The organism is Haloglycomyces albus DSM 45210, from assembly GCF_000527155.1.
Lineage (GTDB): Bacteria > Actinomycetota > Actinomycetes > Mycobacteriales > Micromonosporaceae > Haloglycomyces > Haloglycomyces albus.
On sequence record NZ_AZUQ01000001.1, the window covers coordinates 1,841,465 to 1,857,602 of the forward strand.

Genomic DNA, 16,138 nt, shown 5'->3' on the forward strand with positions numbered 1-16,138 from the left:
CGGCCCTCAACGTGGTTGGGGAGGATTCGTACCGGCTTTCATGCCCGGGTTGGCCGATGCGGCCACCAAGGGAAGCGTCCGGTAGGGAATGCGATCGGCCAAGGCGATCACCGTGGAAGCCCGCTGCACCCCGGGGGTGGCCAAGACCTGGTCGATGACCCGTTGCAGATCGGCGTTGGTGCGTGCCACGACGCGGCAGAGCATGTCGCCCGAGCCGCTGACCGTATGGGCCTCCAACACGTAGGGAATCCTGGCCAGCTCGGCACTGACCGAATGGTGTCCGTCGTCCTGGCGCAGTTCCAGGGTGACGAAGGCGGTCACGGTGTATCCGAGGGAATCCGGGTCGATCTCCGGTCCAAAACCGGAAATGACACCGCGATCCCGCAGTTTGTCCAGGCGTGCCTGAACGGTTCCTCGGGCGACGCCCAGCCGACGCGAATACTCCATCACGCCGAGCCGGGGCTCGGTGTTCAGCAGGGCGATGAGCTTGGCATCCAAAACGTCAAGATTCGGGGCATTGGTCATAGTGACCAGAGTAACGTACATTTATGCGGTAAATCTGTACAAGGTGCGCAGGAAAGAGGTGCACAGTTGCGCGCCCGCCCGTCCCGGGTGCACTATCAAGACAGGAACGCGAGTGCGACGTGTCACCACTCGCCTACCGGATGTCGCCGGCGGTCGACCCAAAGACCGTCGCACGTCCGCGTACAAACCCAACAGTGCTCAGCGAGGAGACGAATCATGGTTGATACCCCAGTCAACGACGCGCAACTGGTAGGCGCGGTGGAGCACGACATTTCGGCCGACAGTTTTCCGATCAAAGGTTGGGACCACGTCCGCTACTTCGTCGGGAACGCGAAACAGGCCGCCCACTATTACTCCACGGCCTTCGGCATGACCTGCATCGCCTATCGTGGGCCGGAACAAGGATGGCGGGAACACGCCGAATACGTCCTCAAATCCGGCGGCGTCACCTTCGTCATCGCCGGGGGAGTCCGCTCCGACTCGGCGGCCACCAAACATTACGCCGCACACGGCGACGGCGTCATCGAAGTCGCCCTCGAGGTTCCCGACGTCGACAAGAACTGGGAATTCGCCATCAAACAGGGTGCGATCGCCCTGGAAGAACCCCACGACATCAGCGACGAGCACGGCACCGTTCGGGTGGCCGTCATCGGAACCTACGGTGAGACCCGCAATGTGCTGGTCGACCGCAGCCAGTACCACGGCCCCTTCTGGCCCGGATTCGTCGAACGCGGCCCGATCGTGGACCGTAGTGCCAAAATCGACGCCGGAATCGAACCCAAACGTTTCTTCCAGGCCATCGACCACGTGGTCGGTAACGTCGAAGAAGGCAAGATGCGCGACTGGGTCGAATACTACGAACGCGTCATGGGATTCACCAACATCGTCGAATTCACCGACGACGCCATCGCGACCGAGTACTCCGCACTCATGAGTAAGGTCGTCGCCAACGGGACCCGCAAGGTCAAGTTCCCCATCAACGAACCGGCCGTGGGGAAGAAGAAAAGCCAGATCGACGAGTACCTCGAATTCTACGGCTCCCCGGGTGTACAGCACATCGCCTTGGCGACCAACGACATTATCGCCGCCGTCAGCGCCATGCGCGCCAACGGGGTCGAGTTCCTCGAAGCGCCTGACACCTACTACGACGATCCAGAACTCCGCGACCGGATCGGTGAGGTGCGCGTGCCCATCGAGACCCTCAAGGAACACCGCATCCTCGTCGACCGCGACGAAGACGGCTACATGCTGCAGATCTTCACCAAACCGCAGCAGGACCGTCCCACGGTGTTCTACGAAATCATCGAGCGCCACGGCTCCCTGAGCTTTGGAAAGGGCAACTTCAAGGCCCTGTTCGAAGCCTTGGAGAAGGAGCAGGAACGGCGCGGAAACCTGTAGAACCACGCCAGGCGGTGCCGGGAAGAAGCGCTACGCGCGATCGGCACCGCTGAGAGCGGGTTTACCGGCCCGCCACCGTTTCAGGGCCGTCGACCTGGCCTCGCGAGCCGCGCGTCGGCCCGCGCGGTTCGCCCCCACAGTGGACGCCGACGGGCCGTACCCCACGAGGTGTACGCGCTCGTCGGCGGCCGCCACAGTCCCGTTCATCCGGATTCCCCCGCGAGATGAACGCAGATTCAGGTCATGAAGATGATCGAGATTCGGGCGGAAACCGGTCGCCCAGAGTATGACGTCGACGTCCAGCTCACGCCCGTCGGGCCACTCGACACCGGTGGAGTTGATTCGACGGAACATCTCCCGACGATCCAATACCCCTGAATCCAGTGCCGCACGAACCTCGTCGGTCAGCGGAATACCGGTCGCCGACACCACCGGCTGCGGTGGCAGACCAGCGCGAACGCGGCGTTCCACCTCGTTGACGGCGGCTAGAGCGCGCTCGCGAGTGAAGGCACCGTCCAGCCAGCGCGGCTGTGAACGAGTCACCCAGGTGACTTCGGCGGCGTAGCGGTGGATCTCCATGACGTGTTGCACCGCCGAGATGCCGCCCCCGACGACGAGGATCTTTTGTCCGGTGAACTCGTCGGGTCCCCGATACTGGGCGGTGTGCAGGTGCCGACCGCGAAAGTCGCCGAAGCCGGGGTAGTAGGGCCAAAAGGGCCGCTCCCAGGTGCCGGTGGCATTGATGATCGCGCCGCTACGCCAGCGTCCGACGTCGGTATCGATCTCAAGCAGTCCGTCCGGCAGGCCGCGGACGGATCGAACCGACACCGGTCGCCGCACTCGAAGCTCGAATTCCTCCTCGTAACGGCGAAAGTAGTCGGATATGACGCCCGCGACCGGGGTGTCGACGTCGACGTCGGGCACGTCCAGTCCGGGAAGCTTGAAAATGCCGTTGACGGTACGGAAGGTCAGAGTCGGCCAGCGAAACTGCCAGGCACCACCGGCATGGGGTGCGTGGTCGAGTACGACGAAGTCGTCGGGAGCGGTCAGGCCTGCGCGACGCAGGTAATAGGCCGCTCCGAGCCCTGCCTGTCCCGCCCCGATGACGGTCACGTTCACGTCCGCATTCACATGGTCTGTAACAGACGTGAACGCCGATCTATTTCGTGGCCGGTTCCTCAACGCCGAGAAGGTAAGGGGCGTCACCGACCGGGATGCGGTGGTAGAACCGCACCGCCAGATCGACGAGATCCCCCGGACGTTCCAGGTGGATCAGGTGGTCGGATTCCTTGATCTGGACGAACTGCGCGGACGGGCAGGTTTGCGCCAGACTGCGGCACAGATGCGGCGGAGTGAAAGTGTCGTGTTCACCCACTCCGAACAGTATCGGAGCCTGCGGGCCGACGGTGGTGTCGATCAGGTTCGGCTCCAGGAGGCGGCGGGTATTGGCGACGAACTTGTCGATTTCCGCGTCTTCGATCGCCACGAGCCGTCCCCACAGAATTCGCCGAATCACATTGAGCATCTTCACCGTGACCCCTTCCTTGCGAGTGGTCAACCACTGCAGGGACATGGCGGCGAACTCCTCTTTACGTCCCGCCAGGGCATGCTCGATGCCTTCGTAAACCGCAGGCCGGATGTCGTCGGGAATCGCGGGCATGGTGCCGATGAGGACCATGCGTTCGAGAAGGTCGGGGCGCAGTTGCCCGAGGCGGTAGCCGATGGCGGTTCCGTAGGACCCGGCCAAGACGTTGATTCGGGTCAGACCGTAGTCGTCCAGCAGTCGAATCAACGCGTGAGTGAGAAAGTCGATGTCGTATTCCGGAGGGAGAAGATCCCCGGCACCCCAGCCGGGCAAGTCCACCGCCAGGACATCGGCATGCATGAGCAGGCCCTTTTCGATCCTTCCCCAATCCTCTTTACGCTGAAACGCACCGCCGATCAGGACGACGGGAAAAAGAGTGGGTTCGGACGATCCGGTGTTGTCTGGGGAGTTGCAACCGTAAGGGGAGAAACGGCTCTCGTAGCGGAAACCCTCGTAGTGGTGTTCCTTGACAGTCGTAGTATTGATGCGAGTCGCCGTAAGCACGTAATTGCTGCCCTTTCTAGAACGATGGCGCGTCCGATCACCATAGAACGTGCAGGGCAGCCAACACGTGAAGCGAACTTTTAATCGGGGCGTGTCGCCCCGATTGATCCTCGGAATCGCCCGTACGAGTGAGTACGTCACCTTTCGTTCTTCCACGCGCGCCACAGGTGCGCGTACTGACCGTCGTGATTGACCAGCTGTTGATGCGTGCCCAACTCGGCAATCCGTCCCTCGGAGACGACCGCGATCTGATCGGCGGTGCGAGCCGCGTCAAGCTGGTGCGCGATCGCCAATACCGTACGGCCCTCCAAGGCCCGGGACAAGGCCCGTTCGACCCCACCGGCGTTTTCGGGAGCGATGCCGGCGGTGGCCTCGTCCAGGATCACCACCGGTGGGTCGGCGACGATCACTCGCGCCAACGCCAACTGTTGTGCTTCGGCGGGGTCAAGTTGATTCCCACCGTCTCCCAGCACGGTGTCCAGCCCCTCCGGCAGTGAATCCACCCAGGTGGCTCCCACCGATTCCAGGGCCGCCTTCACTTCCGAATCGTGGGCCTCCGGTCGTGCTAGACGCACGTTGTCACGCACCGAGGAATTGAATACGTAGTGCTCCTGGGTGATGAGGATGATCGAGCGACGGAGCAACTCCGTTTCCACCTGCGAGGCCTCCGCGCCCCCAATGGTCACCGAACCCGAACGCGGACAGTCGATGCCGGCCAGCAGGCGTGCCAGCGTGGATTTTCCGGAACCGGACGGACCCACGATCGCCAAGCGTCGTCCCGTGGCCGGAATGAGATTGACGTCCTTAAGCACGTCCGGACCGTCGCCGTATCCGAAGGTGACGTGGCGAAACTCGATGTCATGGCCGTGAGGAACCGCCGATTTACGGGGCGGCTCCAATGCCGCGACCCCCTCGACGCGCGCCACCGCCGCCGCGCCCTGCTGGAAGTCCACCAGGCTGAACAGCACCCGATACAAGGGGCCGTCGAGTCGCAGGGCCAACATCGCCACCGCCGAGATCGCCCCGACCGATATGCCGCCCCAACCCAAGTACCACAGTCCTCCGGCCAGCGTCACCAGCACAATCGGTACGGTCAACGTCAAATCGGCCGCCGGCAGGAAGAAAGCGAACAGACGTCGAATCCGATAGAGAAGACGTTGATGCCCGGCCGCCTCGGTCTCCACCGCGTCCTCGCGCCGACGATGCAGACGATAGTTCTCCACCGTCCGCGAACCGTCCACCGTCGCTCCCAGATTGTCGGCGATCTCGCTCATGGCCGCTCGTTCGGCGACGAAGAGCCCCTGAGAACGGCGCCAATAGATCCGAGACGTGACTACCAAGGGCACGATCACGATTGCCACCCCCAGACCGAGCACGGGCTGGACGATCAGCGCCGCCACCGCGAGAACGGCGATTTCCAACGCACCCGACAGCAGATCCGGACCGTTGGTGTGAAACAGCCGAGTCGCGGCCGCGATATCGGCGGACGTGCGGGTAGCCAGATCCCCGCGTCCCGCCGCCTCCACCGTTCCCAGATCCAACTCGAGGACACGGGCGGTGAACCGCTCCCGCAACATCGCCGCCGCCTGTTCACCGAAACGCCGTCCCAACAAGGCGCCCGACCGCACGAAGACCCCGGCGGTCACCAGCGCCAGCACCAAAGCCGCACAGGTCCAGTTGATGCGGGTCACACTCCATCCGGCCGCCAAACCGTCGATGAGAGAGCCCAAGAGGACGGGTATCAATGCCGTAGCGGCGAAACCGACGGTAAAACACAGGAGAAAACCGGTGACCAGAGCCTTATGCGCGCTCGCGACTTCTCGCAGAGTCCGCAGAATCCGTCGACCGTCCGCCACCGGCAACCGGCCGGCACGGTGCTGGAGATCGGAATCGGTGGGGGCGTCCTCCAGAGCGCCGCGGGATTGCGTCTTACTTGTCGTCGGCATGGTCGTCTCCATTGTCGTCGAGGTCGATGACGTGGTCGGCCAGCCCCGTCCACAGTCGCGAAGCGGTCAACACCACCGTCGTACGTCCCGAACGGAGGTCGGCGACACGTTCGGCGATGACGGCCTCGGTCGCGGCGTCCACCGCCGAGGTCGGTTCGACCGCGATGAGCACGTCGGAATCGTCCGCCAGAGCTCGTGCCAGGTTCAGGCGTTGGCGCTGGCCTCCGGAAAGATTGCGTCCACCGTTCTGCACGAGGCCGTCGGGGCCTCCCAAGGAGTTGCCGACGTCGCCGGCCGCGGCTTGCCACAAGGCCGTATCGACGTCTGCGGCAGGCACGTCCAGCGTGTGTTGCAGCGTGGTGGGGAACAGGTAGTCGTCGTCCAGGAGGTTGACGCGTCGACGCAGCTCCTCTTCGTCCACCTCCGAAATGCGGGTGTCACCCCACCGCGCCGCGGACGAATCGAAACCCGTCAGGCGGCGTGCCACGCCGCGAGCCGACGGGCGATGATTGGCGACGATGACGGTCAAGCCGCCCGCTGGGACGGTTACTCCGCTGTCGGGGTCGTACAGATCCCCGCCGGACGTCGATACGGTACCGGGGTGACGTTGGGCCGGAATCGAAAAGAACCGGGCCAGTTTGCCGGCTGCCACCCACGTGGTCACGAAGGCATGGAAGTTGCCGATGAGGTTGCGGGAATACATGACCAGGACGGTGGTGTAACCGGTGACGGCCACCAATTGGCCGACGGTGATGTCGCCGGCGGCGGCCCGGTTGGCCCCCAACCAGATGATGGTCACGACCAGGCCGAGGGGGAGAATCTCGCCGAAGGTCTTGACCCAGGAATCGTGTCGCGCCACGTGGTAACCGGCGTCCAGGACGCGCTGTGAATGCCCTCGGTAGTGGTCGTAGAACTGTCGTTCCCCACCGAGTCCTCGCAGGATGCGGAGACCACCGGCGATGTCGCTCGCCTGCGTGGTGAGATCGGCCGTGGCGTCACGATATTGGTCTTGTTTGGCGTGCAGTTTATTGAGGACGGGACCGGCGATGACTCCGGTCAGAATGGAACCGAGCAGTGTCACCACGCCCAGCACCGGGTCGATCCACCACACCATGACCGAACCGAGCCCGAACGCCGCTATGTTCATGACGAAGAAGCCCAGGTGCATGCTGCTACTGGCCACGTGAAAGGTGTCGTCGGTGGCCAGATTGGTCATGTCGCCGGAGGTGGTGCGCCCGTTGACGTTCGTTCCCACGGCGCTGAGGTGGCGGCCCAGGCCGGTGGCGATGCGGTAACGATGGCGGATTTCGGCTTTGAATATCAGCTGAAAGGCGAAGATGAAAACCACCGCGTAAGCGATCCCGGCAAGAAGAATGAAGCCGACCCAACCGAACAATGCGGTGGTGGAGCCGGACGGCAGCGCCTCATCGATGATCTTCGACAGTCCCCAAGGGACGAACATCCAGCTGGCGCCGGACAGGCAATATCCGATGGTGCCGATGATCAGCCGAAATGTTTCATTGCGGAGCAGCCAGCCGATTTGTTTGCTGCGGGTGTCGGGGGAATAAGACTCGATTGCCACGGCTAATGAGGTTAGGCTAATCGCGCAGAATTGTCGACGATTTTTCCGTCGGCGGTATCAAAGGCCACTGGAAGAACATGACGTGGTTCAACACACCGCCACCCAGCTTGAAACGTGCCAGATTGATAGCGTAATGTCTGATTCATACGGAATGACTGCTTACTTCAACATTCCGATGACCTCGGGGAAACTAGTGCCCAAGAGACTTTTTTCAGGGGGATAGATTGGCCGGCGGGGAAACCCGTCGGCCAATTCTTTGTGTACTTCCTTATGCGGCCGAACCGGGTGTGAGGCCGATGCTTTGAGGACATAAAAAATGTGCCGGAGGCCACCCCAGACCTCCGGCACTCCCCCCGGTTTGGTTTATCCGCTAGTCACGAAACATCTCGTCGTGACCTTGCGTGCTTATAAGATTACTCCATGATTTGACTCTGTCAAGTCGGTAGCCCCAAAAAGTCCTAAAAACTTGTAGTGGAACGAATCACTATAACGCGCCGGTTCGTTGACCACCTACCAAGCGGCTGTTTCGTCACGCCGTACCATTTCCACATGGGCAAAACTCTCCAGGCGAACGACTTCAAAGTAGCCGACCTCAGCCTCGCCGATTTCGGCCGTCACGAGATTCGATTGGCCGAAAACGAAATGCCGGGCCTGATGTCCGTGCGCGAACGATACGCCGACAGTCGGCCGTTGGCGGGCGCTCGCATCACCGGCTCTCTCCACATGACGATTCAGACCGCCGTGCTCATCGAGACGCTCACCGTGCTCGGGGCGCAAGTGCGCTGGGCCTCCTGCAATATCTACTCCACTCAGGACCACGCCGCTGCTGCCGTGGTCGTCGGTGACGGTACCCCCGACGATCCTCAGGGAGTCCCCGTCTTCGCATGGAAGGGCGAGACCCTGGAAGAGTACTGGCAGTGCACGGCCAATGCCTTCGACTGGGGTGAACTGGAACCGAACCTCATCCTGGACGACGGTGGCGACGCCACCATGCTGGTCGTCAAGGCCGCCGAGTTCGAGTCCAAGGGCGAGACGCCTAAGCCCGCCGACGGTGAAAGCGACGAAGAGCAGGTTTTCCTCGGCCTCATTGCCGATTCGCTGCGGGACGACGATACCCGCTACAGCCGTAAACTGTCATCCCTCCAGGGCGTGACGGAGGAAACGACGACCGGGGTACACCGCCTGTACGAGATGGAACGCGCCGGTACGCTTCCGTTTCCCGCCATCAATGTCAACGACGCGGTGACCAAGTCGAAGTTCGACAACAAGTACGGTTGCCGCCACTCGTTGCCCGACGGGATCAACCGCGCCACCGACGTACTCATCGGCGGTAAGACGGTGGTGGTCTGCGGCTACGGCGACGTCGGCAAAGGCTGTGCCGAGGCCATGCGCGGCCAGGGCGCGCGCGTCATCGTCACCGAGATCGATCCGATTTGCGCCCTACAGGCGGCCATGGACGGATTCCAGGTTCTGACCTTGGACGACGTCGTCTCCGACGCCGACATCTTCGTCACCGCGACCGGCAATCGCGACATCATCACCGTCGACCACATGCGCCGCATGAAACATCAGGCGATCATCGGCAACATCGGCCACTTCGACAATGAAATCGACATGGCCGGTCTGACCGCCGAACCCGGAATCACCAAATTGAACGTCAAGCCACAGGTCGACGAGTGGCGTTTCTCTCCGAGCGAGTCCGGGACCGGTCACTCGATTCTGGTTCTGTCCGAAGGGCGACTGTTGAACCTTGGCAACGCCACCGGCCACCCGAGCTTCGTCATGAGCAATTCCTTCACCAACCAGGTTTTGGCGCAGATTGAACTGCACACGAAGCTGGAGGACTACCCGGTCGGGGTGTACACCTTGCCCAAACACTTGGACGAGGAAGTGGCACGGCTGCACCTGGACGCGCTGGGAGTCAAACTCACGACCATGACGCGGACCCAGGCCGACTACATCGGTGTGAGCGTGGACGGCCCCTATAAGAGCGAACACTACCGCTACTGATCGTCCAGACGTGAAGGCGGGGCCCCCGGACGTCCGGGGGCCCCGCCTTCACGTTGTTCGGGCTTAGTACGACGGTAGGGAAGGGTCGACCTGGTTGATCCAGGCGGTAATTCCACCCTGGACGTGGACGGCGTTTTCCAGGCCGGCGGCCTTGGCCGCCGCCAGCGCCTCAGCGGAGCGGACCCCGCCCTTGCAGTAGAAGACCGCCTGCTTCTCGGCGGGCAGCTGATCAAGTGCGGCACCAGAAATAATGTCGCCCTTGGGAATCAGCCGTGCGCCCTCGATGCGGACGATGTCCCACTCGGCCGGTTCACGTACGTCGATGATGTCGATGTTGCGTCCTTCCTTGATCCAGTCGTTCAATTCGGACGCGGTGATGGTGGAGTTCTCCACGGCTTGTGATGCCTCCTCGGTGACGGTTCCGCAGAAGTCGTCGTAATCGATCAGTTCTTTAATGGTGGCGTTGGGCCCGCAAATTTCGCAGTTCGGATCCTTGCGGACCTTGATCTTGCGGTATTCCATTTCCAGGCCGTCATAGACCATCAGGGAGCCTACCAGGGGCTCGCCGATTCCGGTGATGATCTTAATGGCTTCGTTGACCTGAATCGAACCGATCGAGGCGCACAGCACGCCGAGCACACCGCCCTCGGCGCAGGAGGGGACCATTCCCGGAGGCGGCGGTTCGGGGTACAGGCAGCGGTAGCAGGGTCCCTGTTCGGACCAGAAGACGCTCGCCTGGCCGTCGAAACGGAAGATCGACCCCCACACGTACGGCTTGTTGAGCAGAACGGCGGCATCGTTGACCATGTATCGGGTGGCGAAGTTGTCGGTCCCGTCAATGATGAGATCGTAGTCGGCGAAGATCTCCATGACGTTGTCATTGTCGAGAGCCCGCTTATGCAGGACCACGTTGACGTTGGGGTTGATTTCCTTGATGGTCGAGGCGGCGGATTCGGCCTTGGGACGGTCCACGTCGCTCTGTCCGTGGATGATTTGACGTTGCAGGTTACTTTCGTCCACCGTGTCGAAATCGACGATTCCGAGGGTGCCGACGCCCGCGGCGGCCAAGTACATCAGGGCGGGGGAGCCCAGTCCGCCCGCACCCACACAGAGGACACGTGCGGATTTGAGACGACGTTGTCCGTCCATACCCACGTCGGGGATGATGAGGTGTCGGGAATAGCGCTGGATTTCGTCCACGCTGAGTTCAGCGGTTGGTTCTACTAGTGGCGGCAAACTCATACTTCGATAATGCCGTACCAGGATGTGGATATTCCACAGGTGGCGCCCAGGTGACGTTTTCGGTACCCTCAGACGGAATAATTCGAGCTAATCGTCGTACGAATCCGCCGGTAGCCGTGGTCCGCCGTACTCGCCCGGCGGACCGCTGAGGTATTCCTCACCGTTTGGATAGGGCCAGGCGTTTTCCTCGCAGCCGCCCAATTGATACGTCTGTTGCGCCATGACAGGTGACGGGGTGTCGTCTTCCCCGCATACTTCGTGTCCGTAGCCGAGACGGTGCCCGACCTCGTGATTGATGACGTACTTGCGGTACGACTCGAGGTCGGTCTCCCAGTGTTCGACGGCGTTCAGCCACCGCGCGGCGTTGATGACCACGGCGTCTCCGTTACGGCACGACACCGACACGTCCTGGGACTCGCACAGAACACTGCGTTGGTGCGGGCTGACCAGGTAGAGAGTGAAATCGGCCTGGTCGTCCTCGCCGACCAGCTCGAAGGAGACGTCGCCCGCGATCCACGAGCGTTCGTCGCTGAGCGTGTTGACCGCCGTTTCGGTGAACTCGTCGAGGTCGAGTTCCGTTCCCTCTTCGACGGCGATGTTGAAACGATAGTGGTTCGAGCCCTCGCCCCACGTCTGACCGGTGCCTTCGGTGTAGCGGAACGTACCGTCGCCTTCGTAATAGAGCGGAGTCGGCTCGGGAGTCTCCTCGGGGTCCGGCTCGTCGACTTCCACGGGATCGGGTTCCGACGAGGTGTCGGCCTCCAGTTCGGTTTTCGCCGTCTCGTCCAGCGAGGTGGATTCCTGGTCGTCCGACAGTTCTCCGTAGGCGATGGCACCGCCGACGAAAGTGCACACGGTGACCACAAGAGCCGTCAACCCCGCACGTGACGTCCGCTCCGCACGGCGTTTACCTTTGCCCTTGCGGTGATTGCCGCTCGAAGGTTGGGCCATATTCCTACCTTACTCACCGGGAACTCGCTTTTTCGCCACTGCCCGTTCTCGTCGTCTCCGTTTCAGGGGAGAGGTGTCGGGGCGGCTCCAAGAGTGGCACTATCGCCCGTGCCACCACGTCCGGGGCCTCGATTTGAGCGACGTGCCCGACATCGGACAGGATGAGCAGTCGGCCGTCCCGAAATGCGCGCGCCGTCCGAGGAGCTTGGCGCACATCGATAATACGGTCTTTGTTCCCCCAAATTACCAAAGTGGGAACGGTGATTACCTCCGCCAAGCGCCACAGGGTGGCGGCTTTGGGGACGAGCGTCTGAAAGAACACTCCCATGAGGCTGCGGAAGGAATGAATATAGGCGGCGGTGGTCCAGGGAGTCATCTGTCGCCATCGTGCTTCCGCGACCGCCTCCTGGAACCGTTGCGCATGCATGCGGTCCGGACGGGCCCAGGTCGACTCCACGATCTCGCGCACGATCTGATCGGGAGAACGACTGCGGAACACCTTACCGGCCATGATCTCCAGCCCCGGCAGGGCCAACATGGGGACGATGTGCGACTGTCGCGATCGGTTGGGATTGCGAAAGGGCATCGCCGGTGAAATCAACGTCAACGTCCGCACCAGGCGCGGCCGAGTCGCGGCCAGGTACACGGCTACCGCACCGCCCAGGGAATTGCCGATCAAATGCACCGGGCCCCGTCCGGACCTGACGATCCAACCGGCCACGATATCGGCGAAATGTTGAATCGACGCCGAAGTACTGGGAGCCGAGTGTCCGAACCCGGGAAGATCGATCGCATCGATCGACAGGTCATCGGAGAGACGATCCGCCAGATCGGTCCAGTTCTGCGATGACCCGCCGAGTCCGTGAATACACACCGCCGGTTCGGCGTCGGCGGAGGTGGCGGGCGTACGGCGTACGAAGACCCGCACACCCGCCACAGTGTATTCACGCCCCGGCCATGGTGGATGGGGGCGGCCCGGTTGTCGGATTCGGTCCTTTCCTACCCACTGTGCCCTGCGCATGGTCCTAGTGTGTCATTTTTTGCGTCAGTGCGCCTACGGCCGCGAAAACCACCGCACGCATCTGCTCGCCGTCGACGACGTGTGCGCCCGCCAAGCGACGCGGTCCATCGGAGTCCATCCACAAGAGGGTGACCACCGCCGTCTGAACCGGTGCCGTATCGAGCAGGGAGACGTGTTCGATTTCCACACGGGCTCCGTCCGGAACCAACCAGGGCCGCAAGGCCTCCAAGGAAGCGGTCGCACAGGCCCGCTGCACGTGCCAATCGGACGCCGCGGCGGTCGCGCGCCCCCGAGCCTCCTCCGCGCCGACATTGAAGTCCACCAGGACCTCGGCGGTCAGTTCCTCGGAATCGACCGTCAAACGATTGAGCCCGATGGACAAAACCTCGTTCGGTTCCTCCGGCAGCGACAATGCGGGTGGCAGCGCCTCTTTCACCGGAACGGTGGGAATCGCACGTCCTCGGCCCACAAACGTCGCCTCCGTGTCCGCATCGGAGTCCGGCCGCGTCACCACCGACGGCTCCGAATCACTGCGATGCTGTGCTTGCGGTATCGACGGCTCCGACCGTTGCGACAGGTCTTCCGCGCCACGACGCGGTCTACTGGGTTCGGCGGGTGCGACCGGCTCTTCGGGAACCGGCGGCACTGAAGACACCGGTTCGGGAGCCGGGCTCACGTCGTCGTCCGACACCGGCTGAGCGGAATCGACCGGCTCGGAGACCTGTTCGGGCTCCCGTTCGTCGGCCGCCTCCGAATCGTCGGCCTCCGGCGGTTCCATCTGCTCGGCCACGACCGCCGAAACCTGGTCTTGAATCTCCGCGGGGTCCACGCCCTCCTCCAAATCCAGCCGCAGGCTGGGCGAACCGTCCCGCGCGGTCACGTAATACGCGTCGCGTACGCCGACCACCTCGCGCACCCGCGAGAGCAGGGCCTCGCGTTCCTCGTACTCCTCATCGGTGGTATGCGGCGGTGTCGGATGTGCCGGAGGCGGTTCCGGCGGTGGGGGAACGGTGTTGACCTCGGGCGACGGGGTTGGGGCCGGAGGGGCGGGCGTCTGTGAGGCGAGCGGCTCTCCCGAACGCGAGGCGGGACGGGGACGACGGCTCGGGGCCGGTGTCGGCGATTCCGCGGCAGGACCCGGCACTTCCGGAGTGACAGGGGCGGGACCGGCGAACTCGGCTTCCCCGGCCGGAGTCGGCCCTGGAGGAGACATCGACTCCGGAGCGGTCGTCTCCTGGTGCCCTTCATACCGTCGCGGCATCTGTGGACCGCGCGCCCGGGGAGACGGCTGTGGAGTGGCCGCCACGTCTCCGTACTCCGGAACAGGTGGTGCCTCGGGGGTATCGGTCCCCGCCTGCTCCCGGTGCGCCGCGGCCTCGCCTACCTCGTCGGCACGCTCGTTCGGCCCCGGTTCGGGGCGGCGGCGCTCGGCGAAGCGATAGCTTTCCGGTGGCTCCTGGCGTGGTATGGGTTCACTGGTTTCTTCAGGCGGACGCGGGGGACGGGCCGCCTGGTTGTGTTCGTAGGTCACGGTTACTCCTTCTGACTTCCTTGGGAACGGTACCCTGCCATCGCTAGCGAAGGCCATCCGAAAACCGTTGGCTGGAGATGGAACACGATTCGGCTAACTTCTGCAACCTCGACTGATCGACATCCGGTCGCCTGCCGGCCTGCCGTATCGCCGTGATGGACGGAGATACCCTGCGGCGGCGTGGTGGACAATGTCCGATACGGCCCAGTTTATTGGTTCGGTCGGACACGAAACAACCACCGCTAACGGTGAGTGTGTTGCGCGGTAACGTCTGTGGGGAAAGGAAAGGTGCGTGATGGCAAAGATCGTTCTGGATCTACACGATATTTATAACAAAGGTCGTGAAATCGACAAAGCCCTACACGAGGTTGTCCAAGAAGCGATCGACAAGCGTATCGACACCGTCGAGATTATTCCCGGCAAGGGTTCGGGGCAGCTGAAGAAGAAGGTCCTGCGGTTCCTGGATCGGAAGGACATCAAGGCGCTCTATCATCGAGTCGACAAGGACTCCAAGAACTTCGGTCGCCTCTTTGTCTACTTTAAACATAAGCGGGCGCAAGGGCGGCGCGGTAAGAAACGCTAGAGCGTCCCGCGCTCGCAACCTCGCGCCCGCGTGCCAGGGCGAAGGTTCACCCAGGATGGTGAACGCGATGAGAATTATTCGGACAAGGAGCCCGTGTGAGCGGTCACCACTCCGTTTTTGACGACCAGATCGGGCTGCGGGTGGGTCATGACGGCCTCCGGGGCGTTGCGCGCCTGGACGACCAGCAGGTCCGCACGCGATCCTTCGGCCAGTCCATAGTCCGGCAGTCCGAGGATGTGCGCGCCGCCGTAGGTGGCCGCCTCCAATGCCAGCTCGATGTCGGGGTCCTTGCTGAAACCGGAATTGCGAGCGAACCACAGGGTCCGCTCCAACATCTCCCCGGTCCCATAGGGCGACCAGAGGTCGCGCACGCCGTCATTGCCGATTCCCATGGCGACGCCGGCGGCGTCCAAATCGCGGAGAGGCAGCACCTTCCGGGGTGCCACGGAGGTGACGTTGATGCGGTTCTCCGCCAGATCGTCGATGAGCCGTTGCCGCGTCGCCGGGTCGGCGTCGAAGAGGGCGAACGCGTGGCTGACGGTCACTTTGCCCTGCATGGACAGGGCCTTGGTGCGTTCGATGATCAGGTCGAATTCGTAGACACCGAGGTTGTCCCCGTCGTGGAGGTGAATATCGAGACCGATGCCGTACCGTTCCGCCAGCTCGAAGATGTGATCGAGATGCCCGACCGCGTCGCCGTCGAATCCCCCGGGATCGATGCCACCGACGAGCTCCACTCCGGCCTCAACGGCCTCACGCATGTAATCGAGAGTGCCGGGGCTGGTCAACAGCCCGGTTTGGGGGAAGGCCACCAACTCGACGTCGATGCGGCCCCGCAGACGGTCGACGGCCTCGCGCACGGCGTGGACGGCGTTGATCCCCAGATCCGGATCGATGTCGATGTGGCTGCGAGCGTGGGTCGTGCCGTGCACGACCATGTTCGTCAACAGGGCTTCGATGTAGTCGGGATGGGGTACACCGTATTTGCCGCGCTCCACCCGGCCGTATTCGATGGCCGCCGCCAAACCGGGACCGGCCGTGCGAGGGACCCAGGGGCCGCTGAACAGGGTCTTGTCCACGTGGGCGTGGGCGTCGACGAGTCCGGGAAGGACGAGCGCTCCCTGGAGGTCGTACTCGGAGGCGTCGGCTCCGACCTGCGATCGGCCGTGCTGCAGAATACGACCGTCACGAATCGTCATGTCGGTTGGCTCTGGAATGCCCCACAAACGCGCATTGCGAAGTACGAGATCGGACATGTTC

General features: G+C 62.9%; 13 protein-coding genes. 3 read left to right on the forward strand and 10 right to left on the reverse strand.

Features of this window, described 5'->3' with window-relative positions:
- Positions 1-6: 6 nt before the first annotated feature.
- Positions 7-525, reverse strand: coding sequence for an Lrp/AsnC family transcriptional regulator (locus HALAL_RS0108640; protein WP_025273620.1), 519 nt, complete (start codon positions 523-525; stop codon positions 7-9).
- A gap of 216 nt (positions 526-741) precedes the next feature.
- Here HALAL_RS0108640 and hppD point away from each other — a divergent pair, with 216 nt between their 5' ends.
- Positions 742-1,923, forward strand: coding sequence for a 4-hydroxyphenylpyruvate dioxygenase (hppD, locus tag HALAL_RS0108645; RefSeq protein WP_025273621.1), 1,182 nt, complete (start codon positions 742-744; stop codon positions 1,921-1,923).
- A 30-nt stretch (positions 1,924-1,953) separates the two neighbouring features.
- On the opposite strand, the gene HALAL_RS0108650 is transcribed toward hppD, so the two are convergent.
- From HALAL_RS0108650 to HALAL_RS0108665, 4 genes are all read right to left on the reverse strand, one after another.
- Positions 1,954-3,042 (reverse strand): NAD(P)-binding domain-containing protein, encoded by a 1,089-nt coding sequence (locus HALAL_RS0108650; protein ID WP_245598064.1) that lies wholly within the window; start codon positions 3,040-3,042, stop codon positions 1,954-1,956.
- A 40-nt stretch (positions 3,043-3,082) separates the two neighbouring features.
- Entirely contained in the window at positions 3,083-4,012 is a 930-nt protein-coding gene (locus HALAL_RS0108655; RefSeq protein WP_025273623.1) for an alpha/beta fold hydrolase, read from the reverse strand.
- A 137-nt stretch (positions 4,013-4,149) separates the two neighbouring features.
- Positions 4,150-5,958 (reverse strand): ABC transporter ATP-binding protein, encoded by a 1,809-nt coding sequence (locus HALAL_RS0108660; protein WP_025273624.1) that lies wholly within the window; start codon positions 5,956-5,958, stop codon positions 4,150-4,152.
- A complete protein-coding gene (locus tag HALAL_RS0108665; RefSeq protein WP_025273625.1) occupies positions 5,942-7,540 on the reverse strand; it encodes an ABC transporter transmembrane domain-containing protein in 1,599 nt (532 codons plus the stop codon). Before HALAL_RS0108665 ends, HALAL_RS0108660 begins: the two co-directional genes overlap by 17 nt.
- 549 nt (positions 7,541-8,089) lie before the next feature.
- On the opposite strand from HALAL_RS0108665, the gene ahcY reads away from it, so the two are divergent.
- Entirely contained in the window at positions 8,090-9,550 is a 1,461-nt protein-coding gene (gene ahcY / locus HALAL_RS0108670; RefSeq protein WP_025273626.1) for an adenosylhomocysteinase, read from the forward strand.
- Between the two features lie 63 nt (positions 9,551-9,613).
- On the opposite strand, the gene moeZ is transcribed toward ahcY, so the two are convergent.
- From moeZ to HALAL_RS0108690, 4 genes are all read right to left on the reverse strand, one after another.
- Positions 9,614-10,792 carry an adenylyltransferase/sulfurtransferase MoeZ gene (gene moeZ, locus HALAL_RS0108675; RefSeq protein ID WP_025273627.1) on the reverse strand — a complete coding sequence of 393 codons (1,179 nt, stop codon included), beginning with the start codon at positions 10,790-10,792 and terminating at the stop codon, positions 9,614-9,616.
- 87 nt (positions 10,793-10,879) lie between these two features.
- The gene (locus tag HALAL_RS16775; protein WP_025273628.1) at positions 10,880-11,743 is read right to left on the reverse strand and encodes a DUF3152 domain-containing protein; all 864 of its coding nucleotides are present in this window, start codon (positions 11,741-11,743) and stop codon (positions 10,880-10,882) included.
- A gap of 13 nt (positions 11,744-11,756) precedes the next feature.
- Positions 11,757-12,764 carry an alpha/beta fold hydrolase gene (locus HALAL_RS0108685; protein WP_025273629.1) on the reverse strand — a complete coding sequence of 336 codons (1,008 nt, stop codon included), beginning with the start codon at positions 12,762-12,764 and terminating at the stop codon, positions 11,757-11,759.
- Positions 12,765-12,768: 4 nt separating this feature from the next.
- Positions 12,769-14,295, reverse strand: a complete 1,527-nt coding sequence (locus tag HALAL_RS0108690; RefSeq protein WP_025273630.1) for a hypothetical protein — start codon at positions 14,293-14,295, stop codon at positions 12,769-12,771.
- 295 nt (positions 14,296-14,590) lie between these two features.
- Here HALAL_RS0108690 and HALAL_RS0108695 point away from each other — a divergent pair, with 295 nt between their 5' ends.
- Complete coding sequence (locus tag HALAL_RS0108695; protein WP_025273631.1) at positions 14,591-14,878, forward strand: Smr/MutS family protein; 288 nt, start codon at positions 14,591-14,593, stop codon at positions 14,876-14,878.
- A gap of 74 nt (positions 14,879-14,952) precedes the next feature.
- Here the strand turns inward: HALAL_RS0108695 and HALAL_RS0108700 are convergent, their stop codons facing one another.
- Entirely contained in the window at positions 14,953-16,134 is a 1,182-nt protein-coding gene (locus tag HALAL_RS0108700; protein WP_025273632.1) for an amidohydrolase, read from the reverse strand.
- Positions 16,135-16,138: the final 4 nt, after the last annotated feature.

Excerpts from the sequence above, each read along its gene's own strand:
- moeZ (WP_025273627.1), bottom strand. The coding sequence starts at position 10,792 with ATGAGTTTGCCGCCACTAGTAGAACCAACCGCTGAACTCAGCGTGGAC.
- HALAL_RS16775 (WP_025273628.1), bottom strand. The coding sequence starts at position 11,743 with ATGGCCCAACCTTCGAGCGGCAATCACCGCAAGGGCAAAGGTAAACGC.
- HALAL_RS0108695 (WP_025273631.1), top strand. The coding sequence starts at position 14,591 with ATGGCAAAGATCGTTCTGGATCTACACGATATTTATAACAAAGGTCGT.
- hppD (WP_025273621.1), top strand. The coding sequence starts at position 742 with ATGGTTGATACCCCAGTCAACGACGCGCAACTGGTAGGCGCGGTGGAG.
- ahcY (WP_025273626.1), top strand. The coding sequence starts at position 8,090 with ATGGGCAAAACTCTCCAGGCGAACGACTTCAAAGTAGCCGACCTCAGC.
- HALAL_RS0108700 (WP_025273632.1), bottom strand. The coding sequence starts at position 16,134 with ATGTCCGATCTCGTACTTCGCAATGCGCGTTTGTGGGGCATTCCAGAG.
- HALAL_RS0108685 (WP_025273629.1), bottom strand. The coding sequence starts at position 12,764 with ATGCGCAGGGCACAGTGGGTAGGAAAGGACCGAATCCGACAACCGGGC.
- HALAL_RS0108660 (WP_025273624.1), bottom strand. The coding sequence starts at position 5,958 with ATGCCGACGACAAGTAAGACGCAATCCCGCGGCGCTCTGGAGGACGCC.
- HALAL_RS0108640 (WP_025273620.1), bottom strand. The coding sequence starts at position 525 with ATGACCAATGCCCCGAATCTTGACGTTTTGGATGCCAAGCTCATCGCC.